The sequence below is a fragment of the Arthrobacter globiformis genome, assembly GCF_046536215.2.
GTDB classification, from domain to species: Bacteria; Actinomycetota; Actinomycetes; order Actinomycetales; family Micrococcaceae; genus Arthrobacter; species Arthrobacter globiformis_E.
Map to the genome: position 1 here is coordinate 4,626,798 of NZ_CM143421.1, position 20,443 is coordinate 4,647,240.

The following is a 20,443-nucleotide window of genomic DNA, read 5'->3' on the forward strand; positions in this document are numbered from 1 at the left end:
CTTTCATGAGGGTCAGCCACATCTGGCCGGTCACGCTGGAATGCGGGGACCTTGTCCTGCGGCCCATCAGGTACCGGGACCGGAAGGAATGGACTGAGGTCCGTTCCCGCAACAGCGACTGGCTGGCGCCCTGGGAGGCGTCCAATCCGATCCCGGGCGGGGCGCTGCCCGATTACCGGCAGATGGTCAGGTCCCTGAACACCCAGGCGGCCCAGGCCACGGCGCTGCCCTTTGTCATCGCGGAGTGGACGCCCGGGCACCGTGACCCCGTCATCGTGGGACAGCTGACGGTCTCCTCCATTGTGTGGGGATCCGCCATGATGGCGACGCTCGGCTACTGGGTGGACCAGGACCGCGCCGGCCACGGGATCGCCCCCACAGCGGTGGCGATGGCGACCGATCACTGTTTCCGGACCCTGGGCCTGCACCGGATGGAAATCAACATCCGTCCCGAAAACGGCCCAAGCCTGCGCGTCGTGGAAAAGCTCGGTTTCAGGGATGAGGGCTACCGCCCGCGCTTCCTGCACATCAACGGGGAATGGGCGGACCACCGCTCCTTCGCACTGACGTCGGAGGAAATTCCCGAAGGGCTCCTCAGCCGCTGGCTCCGGGTCCGGCCTGCCTGACCGCTGACCGACAGAGCCGCTGGTCAGGGCCGGGTTGCACGCATAAGTCCAGTGATTTGAAGCTGGGCCGCGACACACCGAGACGAATGCCACATGAGCCCCGACATTCCTCATACGGTTTTGTGTGTGGACTTCCCCCTTAGCAGCTCAGTCATCCTTGTGGCTGCAGTTGCGCTCTGGATCGTTTGGGTCGCCCCTTACGTGCTCCGCTACGGCCGGCATCAGTTCCAGGCTGCCGGTGACCTGACGCTGGACAGCGTCGACGCCGAAACTGCAAACCCGCAAGCCGGGACGGTTGTGTATATGGCCGCCCAGCAGGAGAAACGCATGGACACCAGGAAGAGCAGCGAACCAGCAACAGGCCTCACCCCGGCTTCGTCCGGCAGTAGGCCTGCCGCCCAGGGGACCCCTGCCTTTCGGATCCGGTACGGACGGACGGCCATCGCATTCGTTGGGCTGCTGTCCTTCGTGACGGCCATCGTGGTCGGAGTCCTGCGGCTCTTTGGGCTCGGCAACCCCTGGGTTCCGGCCGTGGCCTTCCTGACCGGTGCTGGCGCCGTCGTGGTGTTGCGGCGCCTGGCCGTCCGCGACCGCCGCAGGAAAGTCAGCGCCGCCTTCAGGGCTGCCATGGGCTCACCCGCCGGCCGGGAGTCCGCCGCCGGGCGCCCCGCGGAGCCTGCGCCCGCCGCCGAGCCTGTTAAGCCCCGGGAAAATGCACTGTTCGATGCCGAGGCAGAAGCGTCGAAGCCCAAGCCCCTGACGGCAGTGGAACTCCGCGAAGCGGCACTGGCAGTTGCCCTTGCGGCCGGCGACGAAAGCGCCGCGGCCCCGGTGCAGGGTCCGACGGCCTCGCCGGATTCCAGCTGGGATCCGGTGGAAGTTCCCAAGCCGACCTACGTTGAAGCGGCCAAGGCCGAACGCCCGGCACCCGAACCGCTGGCGCTGCCCGAGGCCCCCAAGTCCGTGGGCAAGCCCTCACTCAAGCAGGGCCCCGCAGCCGCACCTCCCGTGGCCTCCCCGAATGCCGTCCCCGCCAAGCCGCTGACCAAGGCCCAGAGCGCGCTGAGCAACCTCGACGACGTCCTGCAGCGCCGCCGCGCATAACCGGACGTTCGTGGAAGCGGATAACCGGCGCCAAGGCTTCGTGACCGAACTGCCGCTGCCGGGATCGATGGGCGGATTTCTGCGTAAAGGGAAGAATCTGGCGCTCGGACAGCGTTACGGAGACACGACATTTGAGGCCTGGTTGGCAAACCGGCGAGAAAATTTGTAGCCTAGGGAAACCGGCGTCGGATTTCCTCCGGAAATCGGCGCCACGGGGTTATAGCTCAGTTGGTAGAGCGCTTCGTTCGCATCGAAGAGGTCAGGGGTTCAAATCCCCTTAACTCCACAGTTACACCCCGGTCCGCGGACCGGGGTGTTTTTTGGTGCAGAATGCGCGGCTGTGGCTCATGCGCCCGAGGAACCGTGTGACTTGGGCGGCAGATGGCCGCGCCGGGACGCTTCGCGGACAACCTGCCGGATGTTGGCGAACAGCACTGCCTTCACTGCTGCCATGTCCGGGTGGTGCCCGTGCTTCAGCGCGCTCTCAAGGCTGCCGCAATAGGCCTCCAGACGCTGCGCGCCGGCCATCCCGGAGCTGACCCTCAGGCTGATGATGGCCTCCAGGGTTGTCTCGGTATCACCGCGGGTGAGGCCCTTGAAGATCTTGGCCGCCCGCACGGGAAGCATCACCAGATACTCCTCCATGAATTTCCGGGCTGCGTCCTCCCCGGCTTCTTCCGTAAGGACCTGCAGCGCACCGTCATCCAGGATCGGAAGGTCCTGGCCCGGGTCCGGGTCCTCCGCCATGCAGCCACCTCATCCAGTTGTCCACGCTTTCCTGCGATTCTCAACAAAATGGTCCGGGACGCAGCTCAAGAACCTGACACTGTCGTCGCAGGTTCGGATCAAGAGTTGGTTAGCATTCATCCGGGTCGTACAGCTGGGCGTTACCGGCAGCGGGTTCCAATGGTCCCCGGCGTGGCAGGTAATTGTCCGCCGGGTCCGGAGTACATGGGGGGAATGCGGTCCGGACCCGGCAGTCTGAAGCTTCGGTTCGCGGCTACCTTCTGCTTCAGGGACACAAACAGTCTGCGGGCTGCACGCTATGAAAGGCCGGAGCTACCTGAGAGCCGGGCTTCGCTTTCACCCCCTGGGTGTGGGGTGTGACGCCATCTGCCCAAGGTTTTCCCAAGCCTGGGGCTGGCCAGCCCGTTTTGGCCAACACGAAAGGCGGCCACGGGGCAGGAGGAGTGCCCTGTCCGTGGCCGCCAGGCGTGTAAGAGGCGCGGCTACTGGCCGCCGCAGAACTTGCTGTAGGTGCTGCCAGCCTGCTCGTAACCGGCCTTCAGCTCGGTGAGCTTGGCCTGGTCGGGGGTTTCCTTGGCGGACTCGTCCGTGTATTCCAGGATGGCCCGCAGCGCAGGCTGCAGTTCGTCCGAGGACACTGCCTCGATGGGGCGGATCTGGTTGGCCAGGCGGGTCATGCCGGTCTTCCCCACGGAGTTCGTGGGGTTCGAGACGACCGTCCGGATCCGGTCACAGGTCTGCGCGGTGGTGAGCTGCGGTGCAGCGCAGGCGGAAGCGGAGAGGATGAACCCGGCGGCAAGCAGGGCAGTAGTGAGTTTCTTCATGATTCCCTCAGTAGTTGATGTCAATCGATTGTAAGCAGACGCCACCGGCTCGGGATGGCTGGGTTACGGCCGCCGCTAGCAGCCGGCGGACTGCTCATCCGCCAGCTGCTCGTCCGACTCGATCCTCCGAAGCTCCGAGAGCCGCTCTCCGATAATCGACAGGACGGCGGTCAGTTCCCCGGGATCGCTGGCCTGCGGTTCATCAAGGGGGCTGCCAAGCGGCCCCGGCATGATGAGGAACGGGGTGATGTCCTGCCCGCGGAGGACGTCCAGCAACGCCAGGAACCGCTGCCAGTCAGCCGCGCTGGCCGCGGACCCTGCAGATGGTGAGGGTATGCCGTCGACCACCCAGGCGGGGAACCGCTCCGCCAGCAGAAGGTAGTCCGCCGCCGTCCTGTCCGCGCCGCACAGCTCGGCAAAGCTCACCCACAGCACGTCCGGGTCGGCTCCCTTGACCGGCAGCGCGCCGGTGGGCAGAGCCAGTTCATCCCGCTGGAAAGGGGAAGGCCGAAAGAGCCCGCAGGCGCCCAGCTGGCGTTCCGTGCCCGGCGTGATGACCAGGCCCCGGTCAAAGCCGGCCACTAGAGCCAGCCCTTCCGCTTGAAGATGAGATACATCAGGGCGGCTGTGGCGATCATCAGCAGGATCGCCATGGGATAGCCGTAGGCCCAGTGCAGCTCCGGCATGTGGTCAAAGTTCATGCCGTATACGCCCGCCACGAAGGACGGGGCGAAGAAGATGGCCGCCCAGGACGAGATCTTCTTGACCTGCTCGTTCTGCTGCGCGCTGGCCTCGTTCTGCCGGTTGGCCGTCAGCGTGCCGTCCAGGGTCAGCGCGTTCTGCAGTAGGTCACGGAATGAATCTGCCCGCGAAATCACCCGCTCCACGTGGTCCTCGACGTCCCGAAGGTTGTGCTGGAGCTCGTCGTCGGCAGCGAAGTCGTCGAATCCCTGGTTGAGCTGCTGCATCATGGCCGGCAGCGGATGGATGGCCCGCTGGAACTGGATGACCTCGCGGGCGAGTTCATAGATGCGGCGGGACACCGCGGAGTCCCCGGAAAACAGTTGGTCCTCGATTTCGTCGATGTCGTTTTCCAGCCCGGCCACTACCGGGGCGTAGTCGTCCACCACCTGGTCCAGCAGTGCGTACAGTACCGCCGGCGGTCCGTGGCGGAGGAGGTCCGGCCGGGACTCCAGGCGGCGGCGTACCTGTCCGACGCCGGACATCTCGGCATGCCGGACCGTCACCACGAAGTTCGTGCCAACAAAGATATGGAGCTCCCCGAATTCCACGGTTTCGGTGTCATCGCGGTACCGGGCCGGCCTCAGCACAGTGAAAAGGCTGTCCCCGTAGCGCTCCAGCTTTGGCCGCTGATGGGCCGAGATGGCGTCCTCGACGGCGAGGTCGTGCAGGCCGAACTCCTCGGCGACGGCGGCCATCTCGGCTTCCGAGGGCCGGTACAGGCCGATCCAGGCCATTCCGCCGTGGCTGCCAAGCGTTTCAAACGTCTGTTCCAGGTTTTCGGGCTCCGCAGTGCGGACCCCGTCGACGTAGACGGCGTTGTCGATGATGGTCACAGTATGCAGGTCTCCGTCTGTCTGGGGCAGGGCATGGCGTTCGGTGCGGAATTGCGGCGGTTCAGGACATTGCCGTGGCTCAGGACATTGAGTTGACTCAGGACAGTGCGCCGATGATGGCACCGGCGGCTGTCACAGCAAGGACATCATGGCCGGAGTCGATCAGCGTCACCGCGGCGGGGCGTCCGGCGAAGCCGTTGTGGATTACGTGACCGCCAACGCGGAACACCAGTGCCAGCACAAAAGCGAACAATCCGCCCGCCAGTGCGCTGTCGAGTCCGAGCTTGCTGATCAGCACTGCGAGGAGGATGGCGGTCAGGGCCGCGGCAGCCATCATGGGAACCCAGATCCCGGCACCGCCCTCGGAGTTCCTGAGGTCATCTTCGGTCTTGCCCACGGCCTCCATCCACCGCCTGCCGAGCACGGCGGGCAGGTACCAGACGAAGCCGATGGCCATGCTCGCGATGAAGGCAAGAAGCACCGCAAGCCAGTTGACCTGAAAGAAGTAAGAGAGCCAGTCCATCCTCGAATCCTATTCCGGCCGGGACGGCGCAGACGCCGGAGCCGGCTGGCCACCTGAGGACTGAACTCCTGCCGATTGAACGAGCCGGCTGATCAGCGGCTCGGTCCGGTACGGGATGTGCGTGTGGAGGGCCAGTACGGTTTCGGTGCGGATCACGCCCTTGATCCGCAGGATCGAACGCAGCGCGGTCTGGAGGTTCTGCGTGTCCGTGGCCACCACCCGGCACCAGACGTCGCCCCTGCCGGAGATCTCGTGCACTTCGAGGACCTGGGGGATGAGCCGCAAGGCGGCGATCACGCCGTCGAGCTCCCGGTGGGTCACCTCAATCGTCACGAAGGCAACGACGTCGTATCCCACCGCCTCGAGGTCGATCTCACGGCCGCCGTCGTGCAGGATGCCGGAGCGCAGCATCCGGCGCACGCGTGACTGCGCAGTATTCCGCGCGATGCCTAGCTTTTCGCTCAGCTCGCCGATCTGGACGCGGGGGTCGCGGATCAGCTCGAGCAGGATCTTCAGATCCGTGGGGTCCAAGATGTTCAAAACGTCACTCCGGTTCATGAATCCGGCCAAAGATTGATTGTTTTGCTCAATATTCCCACAGAATGACGCGCCGGGTACGCACTCCTGCCGCATTCTTTAGGTATCAAGATTCCATCCGCGCGGGCTGCCCCCACAAGGGGCAGCTTCGCCGGACACACAGGCAAGGGCACGGGCATGACCGTCTTTAGCGAACTTCGAATGCGTCCGGCTGCGGCCACCCGCTGGGGCTGGGATGCGTCCACCACCTCACGGCTGGCCATGGCCGGCGTCGTCATTTTCACACTCCTGGTGGGTGCAAACCTGGCGACCCCGCTGTATCCGCTGCTGCAGGTGCGGCTGGGCATCGGTTCCCTGGGCATCACCGTCGCGTTCGCCGCCTACGTCGTGGCCCTCGTGGCCACGCTGATGCTCGCCGGGCACTGGTCGGACCACATCGGCCGCCGTGCCGCGCTCCTCCTTGCCGTACTGACGGGGCTCGCGGGCGGCCTGGTCTTTGCCAACGCGGACAGTCTTGCCGGTCTGTGCGGCGGCCGGGCACTCCAGGGCATTGCCGTGGCTCTGGCCACGGGGGCGAGCTCGGCGGCCCTGCGTGAGCTGCTGCCGGAGCGCCCGGAGTGGGCCTCGCGTTTCACCCTGCTGGCGTCCGCCGGGGGAGTGGCGGCAGGCCCCGCGATCGGCGGGGTCCTCTCCCTCCTGCCCGGTGCCACCACCACGCCTTACCTCATCCATTCGATCGTCCTGGCGGCCCTGCTGGTTCCGCTCTACCTGCTGCGCGCCCGCCCCGCCATCAAGCCTGCCGCCGGCCCGCGCCCCCTGAAGGCCCTGGCCCCGCGCCGGCCGACGGTGTCCAGCGAGGCCCGGGGTGCCTTCTGGCTGGCGGCGGCCGTCGGCTTCCTCAGCTTTGCCGTCTTTGGCTTCTGCCTGTCCCTCGCGCCAAGCTACTTCGCGAAGATCATCGGCACCGACTCCCGGCCGCTGATCGGCCTCCTGGCCGGGCTCACCCTCGGCGCCTCCGCGCTGAGCCAGCTGATCGCCGTCCGGAGCAGGTTTGCTGTCCCGGCGGGGCTGGCCGTCCTGGGCGGCGCGGTGGCGCTCATCGCCGCCGCGGCTGCAGCCGGCAACCCGTGGCTGCTGGTCGCGGCGAGCGTGGCTGCCGGCGCCGGGCAGGGCGTTGCGTTCCGGACTGTCTTCAACGACGTGGCCGGCAAGGTGGAGGCGTCCCGGCACGCTCAGATCATCAGCACCGTCTATGTGATCACCTACCTCGGAAGTGCCGTCCCCGTGATCGGGCTGGGTTTTGCGACGGCGGCCTACGGCCTCGACGCGGCCGTCGCCGGATTCGTGACCGCCTGCGCCTGCGCGGCGGGGCTGCTGGCGGCGGTCACCTGGCGCCACAGCCTCCGGCGGTAGCGGCGCCGGAGGCGGGCAGGCGGCAGCTGCACTCGGGCCCGGTCGACGGGAGCGGGTGGCCCGCCGTCGTCGGAAGAGCTTCTTGCAAAGAAACAGTTGCAAAGAACTGATTGCAAAATAACCGTTGCAAAGAAACCTTTGCAAGAGTAGCCTTGCCGTATGGCCACCAAGCCCAACCCCGAAGCCCCCGGCGTGCAGGAACTGCCGTACCCCGTCCGGAAAATGGACCCGGCCTCGCTCAAGGCCCTTGCCCATCCGCTGCGCGTCCAGATCCTGGAAATGCTGTCCCGGTACGGCGCACAGACGGCGTGCAGCCTCGGCGAGCTGCTAGGCGAGTCCAGCGGTTCCACGAGCTATCACCTGCGACAGCTCGCCAAGCACGACTTCGTCCGGGAGGTCGAGGGAAAAGGCACGGCACGCGAGCGGTGGTGGGAGCGCCCCCGGGGCGCCATCGAGGTGTCCTCACCCGAGCTTGCCAGTTCCCCCGCCACCCAGGAAGCGTCGCGGCTGGTTAACAGGGAGTTCGAGCTTCGCCGCCAGGCTGTGCTGGCCGATTTCATGGCGCACGGTGCGGACACCCTGGACCGCGACTGGCTGGAAGCCGCAACCGTCAGCACCGCCAACGTGCGCATGAACGAGGAGCAGCTGGGCGCGTACACACAGGCCATGGAAGCCTACTCCTACCGGCTGCTGGAGGAGATCCGCGCCGACGGGGACCAGGAAGGCGCCCGCCCCGTCCAGATCCACTTCAACGCCTTCCCCATCCTTGGGGTCCCCGCCTCCGCAGGCAGCCGCGGACAGCGTGAGAGCCAGAATCCCGCCCAAACGGAATCCATCAGCACAACGCAGTCAACGAGTCCCGAAAGGAAAGAGCCATGAGTGCTCTATCGGTCAACCAGTCCGTCTCCGGCTACCGCCGCGCCTCCGTCCTTGAAGCCGTGGCCGTCCGCATCGGCGCCGGCCTGGTGGAATGGGCGGAGCGGCGCCGGGTTATTCCGGCGGAAACCGTCCGGCAGCAGCGGGAGGCCGCACGGCGCCGGGACGAGTTGGCCCTCCTCCGCGGCGACATTCTCGGCGCGGCGCACTCGGGCCTGCTGCTTCCCCGCCGCTAACAGACAGTCCCGGCCCCGGTCAGTCCTGCTCGGGCAGCGGCCCGTGGTTGCCCTGCATGTGGTCGAACACCAGCGTGGTTTCGGTGTGTCCCACCACGGGGTCGGTGGCGAGGTTGTCCAGAACCCAGTCCCGCAGGTCCTCGGTGGTGGCGACGGCGATGTGCAGCAGATAGTCGACCGAGCCCGAGGTGTGGAAGGTCGACAGCACGGCCGGCAGCTTGGGGACCCGGGAGGTGAACCGGTCGATCTGCTCGCGGTCGTGGGCGCGGAGCCGGACGGCGATCAGGGCCTGCACCGACCGGCCGATCGCCGAAAGGCTCAGTTTCGCCTCAAACCCCTGGATGATGCCCCGGTCCGAGAGCGCGCGAGTGCGCATGAGCGCGGTGGAGGGGGCGATGCCCACCAGTTCCGCCAGCTGCTTGTTGGAAATCCGGGCGTCGTCCACCAGGGCCGCCAGCAGCCGCTCATCGATGGCGTCGAGCGGTTCGTGCCCCGCCGCCGGCCGAATATTCTTCGGGTTGCTGCTCACGGATCCTCCTGAAGTGTTCTCCGTTCATCTTACCGGCGCCAAAGTGGCCAAGACATTCACGACCGGGCGGCACTTCCGAATATCTGCAGGTTTGCCGCCGGGTTCGGCGGCGAATTATTCAGGGATGCTGCAGGCTTGCCGTGTCCTGCCGGCGCCGCTGCCGCTGGCGTCCCGAGGTGGGATGCACGACGGCGGTGATCAACGCCGTCGTGCATCCCAGGACGATGACGGCGGCAGCCAGCGCCGGCCAGCCGAGGGACTGGAACACCAGTCCGCCCGCCCAGCCCAGGATGCTGGAACCGAGGTAGTACGCGAGGTTGTACAGCGACGCTGCCTGGGCCCGGCCGGTCTGGGCGATGGCTCCGGTCCAGCCTGCGCCGATGCTGTGAGCGGCGAAGAAGCCGCCGGTGAAAATGATGAGCCCGGCCAGTATCAGCGCCAGCACCTCGGTGAGGGTGAGGGCCAGGCCTGCCGCCATCACCGCGATGCCGGCCAGCAGCACCGTGCGCCGGCCGAAACGCTGCGTCAGGGCGCCGGCCCAGCGCGAGGTCACGGTCCCCGACAGGTAGGCCAGGAAGATGAGGCTGATGAGCGTGGCGGGGAGGCTGAACGGTTCGCCGGAGAGCCGGAACCCGAGGTAGTTGTATACGGCCACGAAGCCGCCCATCAGCAGGAAGGCCTGCACATAGAGTGCCAGCAGCCGCGGGTTGGCCAGATGGCCGGACAGGGTCCGGGCAGCACCGCGGAGGCCTATGCCGCGGGCCGGGCTGAAGCCGCGGGCCTTGGGGATGAGGACCAGGAAGAGCACGGCTGCCACGGTGGCCAGCACGGAGACGGCGAGCGCGGCGGCACGCCACCCCCACAGTTCCCCGGCCGGTCCGGCCACGAGCCTGCCGGCCAGCCCGCCCAGCGTGGTGCCCGCGACGTAGCTGCCCGCGGCCACCGCGGCGTGCGCCCGGTCGATCTCCTCGTTGAGGTAGGCGATCGCGATGGCCGGAATGCCGCCCAGTGCCATGCCCTCCAGCATCCGGAGGCCCAGCAGGACCGGGAAGGACGTGGCCAGCGGCACCAGCAGTCCCAGGGCCGTGGCCAGGCAGATTCCCCAGGTCATCGCTTTCACCCTCCCGATCCGGTCCGCGAGGAATGACCAGGGGATGACGGTGACGGCGAGGCCCACAGTGGCCAGCGAAATGGTCAGTGCGGCCTCCGCGGCGCTCACCCGAAGCTCGGCGGCCATGACGGGGAGCACCGCCTGGGTGGAATAGAGCTGCGCGAAAGTGGCCACGCCGGCGAACGCCAGGCCGGCCAGGATCCTGCCGTAGGCCTGTGATCCCTTTGGGTGGCCGTTCCACCCGGTAGCTGCCGGCGGCCGGGACTGGCTCGGCGCGATTCCGGGGGCGTGCTGGTGGGACGTTGGCATGCCTTCAGCGTAGATCTATGCTGACTTAGCATCCAATGCATGATTTATCGGTTATTCATGCTGAGGCGGATTGATTGACGGAGGAAGCCTTGGACATCGAGCACAGGCAGCTGGTGCAGCTGCTTCCGGTTCTGCCGCTGCTGGCGGAGCTGGGGCGCACACAGCACATCACCGAAACCGCAGAGCTGCTGGGCGTTCCGCAGTCGACGGTCAGCCGTGCGCTGGCGCGCGCGAGTGCCGTGGTGGGGACCGAGCTGCTGGTCAGGGACGGCAGGGGAGTGCGGCTGACCCCTGCCGCCACGACGCTGCTGCCCTATGTGGAGTCGGCGCTCGCTGAGTTCCGCGCCGGCCTGGACCTTGTCCGGCACGAGTCGGAGGTGGTGCGCGGCCGGATCGCTGTGACCTTCCAGCACACGTTCGGCGAGGCGACGCTGCCGCTGCTCATCAGCGCGTTCCGGAGCCGCCATCCCCAGACGGAGTTCGATCTCAGCCAGGGTTCGCGCGACAGCTGCCTGGCGGAACTCTCCTCCGGGGCTGCCGACCTCGCCCTGACCGCACCCGTGGCACCCGCCAGCCGGTCCACCGGCTCCGCCGCGCTGTACCGGGAGCCGCTGCGGCTCGTGGTCCATCACCGTCACCCGCTGGCGGACCGGAAGTCGGTGGGCATGGCCGAGATCCGGAAAGACCCGTTCGTTGCGCTCGGATCAGGCTACGGGCTGCGCTCGCTGACCGATGCCCTGTTCCGGGAGGCCGGCTTCAGGCCGCGGATCGCCTTTGAAAGCCAGGATTCCCACACCGCCCGCGGCCTGGTGTCCGCCGGGCTGGGCGTCAGCATCCTTCCGCCCGAGGGCGGCAGCGGCCCGGGACGCGGCGTCACGGCGGACACCGGCGACCTGGGCTGGGTCGAAATTCCGCTGGAATCGGAGCTGGCGTACCGCGAGATCGGGATGGCCTGGCGTGAGCGCCGCAGCATGCGGGAGGGCGAACCGGACGCCGTGCGCCTCTTCCGCGAGCTAGTGCTGGAGGAGGGGCCGGGCCTGCTGGCAGGGCTGGTCCGGGCCCGCTCGGGCGCCTGACCGGCCCCTTCCACCGGGGCCTTGGCACCCGGGCCCGTTGGCACCCGGGCCCTAGCCGTCCAGGAGCGCGCCCACCGCGTCCGCCACGGGTCCGGTCCTGGCCGAGCGCCAGCCCCTGCCCGCCCACAGGTTCAGCCGCTCCCGGTCACCGGCGGCGGCCGCGGCCGCGCGGATGGGCGCTGTCAGGTGGTGGATGGCAGGGTAGCCTTCGGGGGCGTCCCCGTGGTCGCGGACGAAGTCATTGACGAGGGCGCGGGCGTAGCGCCCGGTGAAGGCCCTGGTGGGTGTTGTTTCGGTGAAACGCTCATCGCCGAGGGCGTCCTTGTGCAGCTGACGCGCGCCGCTTTCGTCGGTCCGCAGCAGTGCCGTCCCCACCTGGGCGGCCACCGCCCCGGCCGCGATCACCGACCTGACGGCGGCGGCGTCGGACACCGCGCCGGCTGCGATCAGGGGAAGGCCGACGGCGGCCGCCACCTCCCGGATCAGCTCGGCCGTCGACGGCGGCATGGCGCCCGGTTGCGCCGTGGGCAGGAAGGCGCCGGAGTGCGCTCCGGCGCTGCTGTGCTGAACGACGAGCCCGTCGAAGCCGCGGCCGGCTGCCAGCTCGGCCTCGGCGCGGCTGGTGACCGTGGCGAGGACGGTGGACCCCGCCTTCCGGAGCGCCTCGACAACAGCGGAATCGGGCAGCCCGAACGCGAAGCTGACGAGTTCCACGGGGTGCTCCAGCAGGACGTCGATCTTGGCCTGCCAGGCATCGTCGTCGTCAAGCACCAGGGGCGGAACGGTCACGCCGTAGCGCGCGGCGTCCTGGCCGAGGCTGCTCCGGTACGCCTCCAGCATGGCCACGGCGTCAGGGGCGGGGTTGAGCTGTGCCTGGTCGGGCACAAAAACGTTGACGCCGAACCGGACGCCGGCGTCCCGGCAGGCGCGGATCTCCGTGCTGACCGCGTCGGCACTCTTGTAGCCCGCGGCGAGAAAGCCCAGTCCTCCGGCGCGGTGGACGGCCGACACGAAGCCCGGCGTGGACGTCCCTCCGGCCATCGGCGCTGCAATGATGCGGGTATCGATCTCTGCGTGGGGCATGGCCGGCTCCTTGGGGCTAATCAGTAATCTGTTCAGGTGACTAACTCTGACAACCTATCCGGTGCGGCCCCTGCTTCGTCCAATGCAACTTTGTCCAACGCGGCCCCGTTGAACGCTGGCCCGTCCGGTGCTGTTTCGTCCGGCGCAGGCGGTTCCGGTGCCACCCAGCCCGACGGCGTCGTGATCGGTCTCGACATCGGCGGCACCAAGACGCGGGGCGTCAGGTTCGAGCACGGGGAACCGGTGGCCGACGAAAGCGTGGGAAGCGCCAACGTCCAGAACGTCAGCCGCGCCGAAGCCGCTGCGCATCTCGCGGAGCTTTTCGCCAAAATCGGCAGCGGACCGGTGGCACAGGTCTACGCCGGGGCCGGCGGCATTGACACCGAGGAGGACGCGGCCGCCCTGGCCGCCCTCATCGAGCCGCACGCCCCGGAGGCCCGGATCACCGTGGTCCACGACTCCCGGCTCCTGCTTGCGGCGGGCGGCGCCAGCACCGGCGTCGCAGTCATCGCGGGCACTGGCTCGGCAGCCTGGGGCACGAACGGGCGCGGCAGCGAGGCGCGGGCCGGCGGCTGGGGCTACCTCCTGGGCGACGAAGGCAGCGGTTACTGGCTGGGCCGGGAGGCAGTGCGGCACAGCCTCCGGCGCATGAACCAAGGACAGGAACCGGACGAGCTGACCCGCGCGCTGCTGGATTCCTGCAACACGGATGACCCAAACAAGCTGATCGCGCTCTTCCACTCCCCGGACACCGGCCGCCGGTTCTGGGCCCAGCAGGCCCGGCTCGTGGTGGAGGCGGCCGACGCCGGCCACAGCGTGAGCCGCGACCTGATTGACCAGGCGGGCAAGGACCTGGCCGGCATGGCCGCCCAGGTTCTCCGGCAGCTGGGGCTGGACGGGCCGGTCATTCTGGGCAGCGGCCTGGGCATGAACGTTGTCCGGCTCCAGGAATCGTTCCGGAAGCACCTGGCTGCTGCAGGGGTCAGCGACGTGCGGATCCTGGACCAGGACCCCGTCTTCGGTGTTCCGCTGCTGGTCCGCGAGCAGGCCTGAGGAACTTCAGGACCGGGTCCGCGGCCTGAGCTTCACGCCGGGCAAGGGCGGCGCGGGGATCCTGCCCGCCTCGCGGCCCGCATCCGGACCGTGGCCGCGGACCAGCCCGAACCTAGCGGCTTCGGCGGCCGCGTCGGGCAGTTCGGCCTGGGCCTCCCAGTCGGCCCGCGCCTGGGCCACCTCCTCGTGCGTCCTGCCCACGAAGTTCCACCACATCAGGAGCTCCTCCTGGAGGGGCTCGCCGCCGATCAGCACGAACCGGGTCTCCGGCAGGGCGTCCACCGCCAGGACCTCCCGCCCGGCCCCGAGGTAGCCCAGCGGCCCCGGGCCGACCTCCTGCCCGTCCACCGTCAGGCCGCCGTCGAGCACCAGGACGGCGTGCTCGAACGCCGGGTCAAGCGGGAAGGCGGCAGCGCCGCCGCAGCTGACGTCGGCCCCGACGATGGGCGTGTACATCGTGGCCGGCGAGGAAGCGCCGGCGAAGGTCCCCACCATCACCGTGGCCGTGAAGCCCGGCCCGGAAACCGTGGGCAGGTCGCGGTGCTGCTCGAAGGCAGGAGGCCTGTTCCGCTCGCCGTCCGGCAACGCGACCCACAGCTGCAGCCCGCGCTGCAGCGGAAGCCCGGCACCGCCGTCGTGCGTGCCGCCCCCGTCCGCGCCGCCGGCATCGGAGGCGGGCAGCACGGCAAACTCGGAGTGTGAGACGCCGTGGCCCGCGGTCATGATGTTCAGCTCACCCGGGCGGACAATGACGTCGCTGCCCACGCTGTCCCGGTGCCTGATCTGGCCGGCGAGGGGCCACGTCACGGTCTGCAGGCCGGTATGCGGGTGCGGCAGCACGGACATTGCCGTCCGGTCGGGGCCGAAGCTGTCCAGGAAGCACCAGGCTCCCACGGTGGGCAGGCTGCGCTGGGGCAGGGTGCGGAGCACCGACATGGCACGGACGCCGCCCAGCGGCACCTCACGCGCCGGCCACAGCTGCAGGCACGGTCCGCCACCCGTCCCACTGTCGGGACCGGCGGGCGGGCAGGTTTCCTCCTGCGGGAGGAGCTCCAGATTAGTCACAGTCCCACTTTAGGTCGGCCGCCGGCATGCGGATAGCGCGGGGCTACGCTGGAGCCATGAGCGTTCTCTTCGATACCCGCCCCGCCGCCTACGCGGTGATCATCCGTGACAGCGCCATTCTCCTGGCGTACTGGAAGCAGGACGGCAAGGAAGGCTGGACGCTGCCCGGCGGCGGGCTGGACCTGGCCGAGCACCCGGTGGACGGCTGCATCCGCGAGGTCTTCGAGGAGACGGGCTACCACGCCGAAATCGGACGCATGCTGGGGATCGACGTCGGGCACTGGCCGGCGGGCTCGCGGCTGGACGGGGAGGAACGCGACTTCCAGGCGCTCCGGCTGGTCTATGAGGCCCGGGTGACGGGCGGGGAACTCACCCACGAAGAGAACGGCACCACCACGCACGCCGCGTGGATACCGCTGACTGACATCGGCTCGCTCAACAGGGTCTCGCTGGTGGACGCCGCGCTGCGGCTGTTCCGGGAGCGGCCGGTCAACGGCAAGCTGGATTCAATTCCAGAGTAAATTCCCTACCCAGCCTGCGCCCGGCTGGCTATTCTGGGGGAGTCCCCGGACATTTTGTCCGGCGGCGGCCAGTCTGGCATTTGAACTTCGTGCGGGGGAGGTGGACCTGATGATTGCAGAATTCGTGCGCGCTCCGCGCCTTGTCGAAAACACCTTCATTACTCCTGCCCCTGCTGCTGCCCACTCGTAGCCGGTCCAGCACACCCGGTGCACAGCGCACTGACTGGACGGCCGGCGGCGCTTCGGGGCCAACCCGAGGTTCACAGTGAAAAACTCTTCCGGCATTCGTGCCAACCAGCTTCAAATCCCTTCAGCAAATATTGACCCGATGTCAGGCCCACTTCTCGGTCCTGTCAAATACGGGTTCACGGCGGCAGCGGCGCGGCACTTCGCCGCCCATGCCGCCGACGGCGGCGAGGCGGCCGCCCGTGTGGTCCGGGTGGACCGCAACCGGATTGTCGCGGCCACGGCCGACGGACTGGTGCACCTGCCGTACCCGGCCGGTGCCGTGCCCGCCACCGGCGACTGGATCTGGCTCGGCCGCAACCGGGCGGCGGAACCGGCCGTCGTCGGAATTCTTCCGCGCACGTCCGAGCTGAGCCGCAAGCGCGCCTTCGATCCGTCCACGGAGGCGCAGGTCCTGGCCGCGAACATCGACATGGTGGGCGTGGTTGTTCCCGTGGACCGTCCGCTGAGCCACAACCGGCTCGAACGGACACTCGTGGCCGTCTGGGATTCCGGCGCGACTCCGCTGGTGATCATCACGAAGGCCGACCTGGCGGACATCGCCGATGACGTCGTCGGGAAGGTGATCCTGCAGGCAGCCGGCGTGGACGTGGTGACCACCTCTGCCGAGCAGGGGGACGGCATCGACGAACTGCTCTCCAGGGTGCAGCCGGGCTGGACGCTGGCCCTGCTCGGGCCCTCGGGCGCCGGCAAGTCCACGCTCATCAATGCGCTCGCGGGCCACCATGTCCAGTCGACGGGTGACGTGCGGGCCACCGATGGCAGGGGCCGGCACACCACGACGTCGCGGGAACTGGTGCCGCTGCCCAATGGCGCCGTGCTGATGGACACCCCCGGTGTCCGCGGCTTCGGGCTGTTCGACGCCGACGACGGGATGGAGGAGATGTTCGGCGACCTGCAGGTGCTCTTCGGGCAGTGCCGCTTCTCCGACTGCGCCCATGACAGGGAGCCCGGGTGCGCGGTCCGGGATGCCCTCGACGACGGGTCCCTCGAGGAGCGGCGGTGGGCCAGCTACCTCAAGCTGCAGCGGGAGCTCGCCGCCCTGGAGCGGCGGCATGACGCGGCGGCGCGAAGGGCGTACCAGCGGGAATGGCACCAGAAGGTGGTGGTGGCCGGCCGGAGCCAGCGTGCCGCCGAGCGCTTCCGGCATTCCTGAGGCTGGAGTTTTTGTCCAGATAATGGCTCCAAAAGCCCCCGCAGCGGCCATTATCTGGACAAAAACTCCTTCACCCATCCGGGCGGGGGAAGGCACCGAATCAATGGTGTTTGTCTCCGAATGATTACGGTATCCGCGCCTGCCGGGGTTTTGCTTCGGGCACTGGTTACGCTGTGTCAAGACGTGCTTTACAGCCAAAAAACAGCGTGCTTATGATCAATTTGCTTTACCGTCCGATGTTGCCGCCCAACAGTTAGGTAAGCCGGGTATGGCCGAAGCCATGATTGAGTTCCAGAGCGTCACCAAGCAGTACCAGAGCGGGCAACCGGCGGTGGACCAGCTAAGCATGTCCATTGACCGCGGCTCCATCACGGTGTTCGTGGGACCATCAGGCTGCGGCAAGACCACCTCCCTGCGCATGATCAACCGGATGGTGGAGCCCACCTCCGGCACCATCACCGTGGGCGGACGGGACGTCAGCTCGGTGCCGGCAGCCGAGCTCCGCCGCTCCATGGGCTACGTGATGCAGTCGTCGGGGCTGATGCCGCACCGCTCCGTCGTGGACAACATCGCCACCGTGCCCCGGCTGAACGGCGTGCCGAAGGGGGACGCCCGCAAGCGGGCGGAAGAACTGCTCGACGTCGTGGGGCTGGCTCCGTCACTGGGCAAGCGGTACCCGTCGCAGCTTTCGGGCGGCCAGCAGCAGCGCGTCGGCGTGGCCCGGGCGCTCGCCGCCGATCCGCCGGTGCTGCTGATGGACGAGCCGTTTAGCGCCGTTGACCCCGTGGTCCGCGACGAACTGCAGCAGGAGCTCCTGCGCCTCCAGCGCGACCTGGCCAAGACCATCGTCTTCGTCACCCACGACATCGACGAGGCCACTGTGCTGGGGGACAAGGTGGCGGTTTTCGCCGTCGGCGGCAGGCTGGCGCAGTACGCCACGCCGGAGGAGATCCTCCGGGCACCGGCCAACGAGTTCGTGGCTTCGTTCGTGGGCCGGGACCGCGGATTCCGGCACCTGGCGTTCACCACGGCCGACGGCGTCGCGGTCCATCCCGTTGGCACGGTCACCAGGGGCGGGGACGCCGGGGCGAACGCCGAGGACTGGCGCCTCGTGGTGGACGACCAGCAGCGCCCGCTGGGCTGGGAAGGCCCCGGCCTGGACTCCCAGCTCGTCCCCGGCGGCTCGCTGTTCCGGCCGGGCGATACCCTCCGGCGCGCCCTGGACGCCGCGCTGTCCTCGCCCTCGGGGCTTGGTGTGGCGGTCGACGGCGACGGCAAGGTGGCCGGCGTCGTCAAGGGCGCGGAGGTGCTTTCCGTCATCGAGTCCGCGCGCCGGACCCGGCAGGGCGCGCTCTGATGGAGTGGTTCCTGGCGAACAGCCCCATGGTTTTCGAGCGGGCCGGCCAGCACCTGGTCCTGGCCCTGGTTCCGATGGTCCTGGGTTTGCTGATCTCCATCCCCCTGGCACAGTTGTCGCGGCGGCACAGCGCACTCCGGCAGCTCGTTGCCACCGTGAGCTCCCTGCTGTACACCATCCCGTCGCTGGCGCTGTTCATCATCCTGCCCCCGCTGCTGGGAACCCGGATCCTTGACCCGCTGAACGTCATCGTCGCCCTGACCATCTACGCCGTGGCACTGCTGGTGCGGGCGGCCATGGACGCCTTCGATTCCGTGGATGACGACCTCCGGCAGGCGGCCGTGGCCATGGGCTACAAACCGGCCGCCCGGTTCCTGCAGATCGACCTGCCGCTGTCCCTGCCCGTGATGTTCGCCGGCCTCCGCGTGGTGTCGGTGAGCAACATTTCGCTGGTGAGCGTCGCCGCCCTGCTGGGTGTCGGCAACCTGGGGATGCTGTTCACGGACGGCCTGCAGCGGAACTTCGTCACCGAGGTGGTGGTGGGGATTGTTGCCATCCTGCTCCTGGCGGTGGTGATGGACGCGCTGCTGGTGATCCTGGAACGGGTTCTCACTCCCTGGACCAGGGCCGGCTCTGTAAAGACCGACGCGCATGCCAAGTCCGGCGCCGAATTCATCGCCGACGCCAAGGTGCACGCGGGGGCGGGCTCATGAACATCTTCACCGAAACCTTCGCCTGGCTCGCCGACCCGACGCACTGGTCCGGCCCGGGCGGGATACCCACCCGCCTGTTCGAACACCTGCAGTACAGCTTCCTGGTCCTTGTCATCGCCGCCGCCATCGCGGTCCCGGTCGGGCTCTACATCGGCCACACGGGCAGGGGCCGCGTGGTGGCCGTGGCCGTGGCCGGTGCCCTCCGCGCGCTGCCCACGCTCGGGCTCCTGGTGCTGTTCGCCCTCGTCGCCGGAAGCGGCCTCATGCCGCCGGTGTGGGCGCTGGTCATCCTCACGGTGCCGCCGCTGCTGGCCGGCACGTATGCCGGCATTTCCAGCGTGGACTCCAACGTGGTGGACGCCGCCCGGGCCATGGGCATGAAGGAGCTGCAGGTCCTGTTCGGCGTGGAGGTTCCCAACGGGCTCCTGGTGATGTTCGGCGGCATCCGCACCGCCGTGCTGCAGGTGATCGCCACGGTGTCGGTGGTGGCCTACCTTCCGCTCGGCGGCCTGGGGCGCTACCTGTTCGACGGGCTGGTGCTGCAGGACTTCCCGCGGATGCTGGCGGGTTCGCTGCTCATCGCGGCGCTGGCGATCGTCGTCGACCTCGTCCTGGCGGCCGTGCAGCGGCTGGTGGTTTCACCGGGACTTTCCGCACGTTCCAAGGGCGGCCGCAAGGCCGCCACCGATCTCTCGGCTGCCGCGCCCGCGGCGGCCGCTGTTCAAGGAGGCACCGCATGAAGTACCCCGTCCGCACGACTCTTACCCGCCGTGGCCTGGGCGGCCTCGCCGCCGGTGTCGGCGTCGCCCTTGCCCTGTCCGCCTGCAGCAGCGGCAATCCGCTGTCTTCCCCCTCAACGAGTGCAGCCGGCGGTGCCACCTCCGGCGGTTCCCTCGTGGTCGGCTCCGCGGATTTCCCGGAAAGCCAGATCATTGCCGAGATCTACGCCGGCGCGTTGAATGCGGCCGGCGTCACGGCCACCACCAAGCCGAACATCGGCTCCCGTGAGATCTACTTCAAGGCCGTCCAGGACGGTTCGGTGGACGTCGTTCCCGACTACTCCGGCAACCTCCTGTCGCACGTGGACGCGCAGGCTGCCGAGGTCACCCCGGAGGACATCGTCAAGGCACTGCCGGGCAAGCTGCCGCAGGGCCTCGCCGTGCTGGACGCGTCCAAGGCTGAGGACAAGGACGCCATGGTGGTCACCAAGGCCACCGCGGAAAAGTACCAACTGAAGTCGATCGAGGACCTGGCCAAGGTCTGCAAGGACCTGACGATGGCGGCGCCCGCAACGTTTGAAACCCGGTCCTACGGGTTCCCGGGGCTCAAGAAGAACTACAACTGCGAGCTCAAGGCGCTCAAGCCCTTCAGCGACGGCGGCGGCAACCTCACGCTGCAGGCGCTCCTGAGCGACGAGGTCCAGGTGGCCGACATCTTCACCACCACGCCGTCCATCGCGGACAACGACCTGGTGGTGCTGGAGGACCCGAAGAACAACTTCAAGGCCCAGCAGGTGCTCCCGCTGTACAACACGGCCAAGGTGACGGACAAGGCCAAGGAGGCACTCAACAACGTCTCCAAGACCCTCACCACGGACGACCTGATCAACCTCAACCGGGCAGTGAGCGGAAGCCAGAAGCAGAACGCCAAGGACGCGGCCGCCGCCTGGCTCAAGGACAAGGGCATCGTCAAGTAGGCCCGTGCCTTAGCAGGTGAGTACGACGGCGGCTGCCGGTTCCGCGCGAACCGGCAGCCACCGCC

General features: G+C 68.3%; 23 protein-coding genes and 1 tRNA gene. 14 read left to right on the top strand and 10 right to left on the bottom strand.

From position 1 onward, the window contains the following. Nucleotides 1-5: 5 nt before the first annotated feature. From R5O87_RS21020 to R5O87_RS21030, 3 genes are all read left to right on the top strand, one after another. Nucleotides 6-626, top strand: coding sequence for a GNAT family N-acetyltransferase (locus tag R5O87_RS21020; protein ID WP_387097403.1), 621 nt, complete (start codon nucleotides 6-8; stop codon nucleotides 624-626). Between the two features lie 126 nt (nucleotides 627-752). Next, nucleotides 753-1,730: a hypothetical protein gene (locus R5O87_RS21025; protein ID WP_410553895.1), complete on the top strand. Its 978-nt coding sequence runs from the start codon at nucleotides 753-755 to the stop codon at nucleotides 1,728-1,730. A gap of 213 nt (nucleotides 1,731-1,943) precedes the next feature. Beyond that, nucleotides 1,944-2,016, top strand: a tRNA-Ala gene (locus tag R5O87_RS21030). Nucleotides 2,017-2,075: 59 nt separating this feature from the next. On the opposite strand, the gene R5O87_RS21035 is transcribed toward R5O87_RS21030, so the two are convergent. From R5O87_RS21035 to R5O87_RS21060, 6 genes are all read right to left on the bottom strand, one after another. Continuing rightward, nucleotides 2,076-2,477, bottom strand: a complete 402-nt coding sequence (locus tag R5O87_RS21035) for an Hpt domain-containing protein (RefSeq protein ID WP_410553896.1) — start codon at nucleotides 2,475-2,477, stop codon at nucleotides 2,076-2,078. 482 nt (nucleotides 2,478-2,959) lie between these two features. Next, complete coding sequence (locus R5O87_RS21040) at nucleotides 2,960-3,301, bottom strand: hypothetical protein (RefSeq protein ID WP_331575614.1); 342 nt, start codon at nucleotides 3,299-3,301, stop codon at nucleotides 2,960-2,962. Nucleotides 3,302-3,376: 75 nt separating this feature from the next. After that, a complete protein-coding gene (gene zapE, locus R5O87_RS21045) occupies nucleotides 3,377-3,883 on the bottom strand; it encodes an AFG1/ZapE family ATPase (RefSeq protein WP_410553897.1) in 507 nt (168 codons plus the stop codon). Then, nucleotides 3,883-4,878 carry a magnesium/cobalt transporter CorA gene (gene corA, locus R5O87_RS21050; RefSeq protein WP_410553898.1) on the bottom strand — a complete coding sequence of 332 codons (996 nt, stop codon included), beginning with the start codon at nucleotides 4,876-4,878 and terminating at the stop codon, nucleotides 3,883-3,885. The genes zapE and corA overlap by 1 nt, the downstream gene beginning before the upstream one ends. 97 nt (nucleotides 4,879-4,975) lie before the next feature. Then, entirely contained in the window at nucleotides 4,976-5,401 is a 426-nt protein-coding gene (locus R5O87_RS21055; RefSeq protein ID WP_410553899.1) for a DUF1761 domain-containing protein, read from the bottom strand. A gap of 9 nt (nucleotides 5,402-5,410) precedes the next feature. After that, nucleotides 5,411-5,941 (bottom strand): Lrp/AsnC family transcriptional regulator, encoded by a 531-nt coding sequence (locus R5O87_RS21060; protein ID WP_410553900.1) that lies wholly within the window; start codon nucleotides 5,939-5,941, stop codon nucleotides 5,411-5,413. Between the two features lie 174 nt (nucleotides 5,942-6,115). Here R5O87_RS21060 and R5O87_RS21065 point away from each other — a divergent pair, with 174 nt between their 5' ends. From R5O87_RS21065 to R5O87_RS21075, 3 genes are all read left to right on the top strand, one after another. Next, complete coding sequence (locus R5O87_RS21065; protein WP_410553901.1) at nucleotides 6,116-7,351, top strand: MFS transporter; 1,236 nt, start codon at nucleotides 6,116-6,118, stop codon at nucleotides 7,349-7,351. Between the two features lie 159 nt (nucleotides 7,352-7,510). Further along, nucleotides 7,511-8,230: an ArsR/SmtB family transcription factor gene (locus R5O87_RS21070; RefSeq protein ID WP_410553902.1), complete on the top strand. Its 720-nt coding sequence runs from the start codon at nucleotides 7,511-7,513 to the stop codon at nucleotides 8,228-8,230. After that, nucleotides 8,227-8,463: a 2-nitropropane dioxygenase gene (locus R5O87_RS21075; protein ID WP_410553903.1), complete on the top strand. Its 237-nt coding sequence runs from the start codon at nucleotides 8,227-8,229 to the stop codon at nucleotides 8,461-8,463. The genes R5O87_RS21070 and R5O87_RS21075 overlap by 4 nt, the downstream gene beginning before the upstream one ends. A gap of 19 nt (nucleotides 8,464-8,482) precedes the next feature. Here R5O87_RS21075 and R5O87_RS21080 read toward each other — a convergent pair whose 3' ends face one another. Together R5O87_RS21080 and R5O87_RS21085 are read right to left on the bottom strand one after the other, a co-directional pair. Beyond that, on the bottom strand, nucleotides 8,483-8,992 hold the full coding sequence (locus R5O87_RS21080; RefSeq protein ID WP_387097433.1) for an Lrp/AsnC family transcriptional regulator: 510 nt from the start codon (nucleotides 8,990-8,992) through the stop codon (nucleotides 8,483-8,485). 118 nt (nucleotides 8,993-9,110) lie between these two features. Next, on the bottom strand, nucleotides 9,111-10,412 hold the full coding sequence (locus R5O87_RS21085) for an MFS transporter (RefSeq protein WP_410553904.1): 1,302 nt from the start codon (nucleotides 10,410-10,412) through the stop codon (nucleotides 9,111-9,113). 89 nt (nucleotides 10,413-10,501) lie between these two features. Between R5O87_RS21085 and R5O87_RS21090 the strand changes: the two genes are divergently transcribed. Continuing rightward, on the top strand, nucleotides 10,502-11,488 hold the full coding sequence (locus R5O87_RS21090; protein WP_410554089.1) for a LysR family transcriptional regulator: 987 nt from the start codon (nucleotides 10,502-10,504) through the stop codon (nucleotides 11,486-11,488). A 51-nt stretch (nucleotides 11,489-11,539) separates the two neighbouring features. Here R5O87_RS21090 and R5O87_RS21095 read toward each other — a convergent pair whose 3' ends face one another. Further along, nucleotides 11,540-12,571, bottom strand: coding sequence for a nitronate monooxygenase (locus R5O87_RS21095; protein WP_410553905.1), 1,032 nt, complete (start codon nucleotides 12,569-12,571; stop codon nucleotides 11,540-11,542). Between the two features lie 180 nt (nucleotides 12,572-12,751). Between R5O87_RS21095 and R5O87_RS21100 the strand changes: the two genes are divergently transcribed. Continuing rightward, on the top strand, nucleotides 12,752-13,624 hold the full coding sequence (locus R5O87_RS21100) for an N-acetylglucosamine kinase (RefSeq protein WP_410554090.1): 873 nt from the start codon (nucleotides 12,752-12,754) through the stop codon (nucleotides 13,622-13,624). A 6-nt stretch (nucleotides 13,625-13,630) separates the two neighbouring features. Here R5O87_RS21100 and R5O87_RS21105 read toward each other — a convergent pair whose 3' ends face one another. Continuing rightward, nucleotides 13,631-14,689 carry a pirin family protein gene (locus R5O87_RS21105; RefSeq protein ID WP_410553906.1) on the bottom strand — a complete coding sequence of 353 codons (1,059 nt, stop codon included), beginning with the start codon at nucleotides 14,687-14,689 and terminating at the stop codon, nucleotides 13,631-13,633. 56 nt (nucleotides 14,690-14,745) lie between these two features. Here R5O87_RS21105 and R5O87_RS21110 point away from each other — a divergent pair, with 56 nt between their 5' ends. The 6 genes from R5O87_RS21110 (at nucleotide 14,746) to R5O87_RS21135 (ending at nucleotide 20,378) form a co-directional block, all read left to right on the top strand. Further along, nucleotides 14,746-15,210 (top strand): NUDIX hydrolase, encoded by a 465-nt coding sequence (locus R5O87_RS21110; RefSeq protein WP_410553907.1) that lies wholly within the window; start codon nucleotides 14,746-14,748, stop codon nucleotides 15,208-15,210. A 328-nt stretch (nucleotides 15,211-15,538) separates the two neighbouring features. Beyond that, complete coding sequence (gene rsgA, locus R5O87_RS21115; RefSeq protein ID WP_410553908.1) at nucleotides 15,539-16,612, top strand: ribosome small subunit-dependent GTPase A; 1,074 nt, start codon at nucleotides 15,539-15,541, stop codon at nucleotides 16,610-16,612. Between the two features lie 268 nt (nucleotides 16,613-16,880). After that, the gene (locus tag R5O87_RS21120) at nucleotides 16,881-17,969 is read left to right on the top strand and encodes an ABC transporter ATP-binding protein (RefSeq protein WP_410553909.1); all 1,089 of its coding nucleotides are present in this window, start codon (nucleotides 16,881-16,883) and stop codon (nucleotides 17,967-17,969) included. Beyond that, nucleotides 17,969-18,682, top strand: coding sequence for an ABC transporter permease (locus tag R5O87_RS21125; RefSeq protein WP_410553910.1), 714 nt, complete (start codon nucleotides 17,969-17,971; stop codon nucleotides 18,680-18,682). Before R5O87_RS21120 ends, R5O87_RS21125 begins: the two co-directional genes overlap by 1 nt. Then, nucleotides 18,679-19,422 (top strand): ABC transporter permease, encoded by a 744-nt coding sequence (locus R5O87_RS21130; RefSeq protein WP_410553911.1) that lies wholly within the window; start codon nucleotides 18,679-18,681, stop codon nucleotides 19,420-19,422. Before R5O87_RS21125 ends, R5O87_RS21130 begins: the two co-directional genes overlap by 4 nt. Further along, nucleotides 19,419-20,378 carry an ABC transporter substrate-binding protein gene (locus tag R5O87_RS21135; RefSeq protein ID WP_410553912.1) on the top strand — a complete coding sequence of 320 codons (960 nt, stop codon included), beginning with the start codon at nucleotides 19,419-19,421 and terminating at the stop codon, nucleotides 20,376-20,378. The genes R5O87_RS21130 and R5O87_RS21135 overlap by 4 nt, the downstream gene beginning before the upstream one ends. The last annotated feature ends 65 nt before the right edge of the window (nucleotides 20,379-20,443 follow it).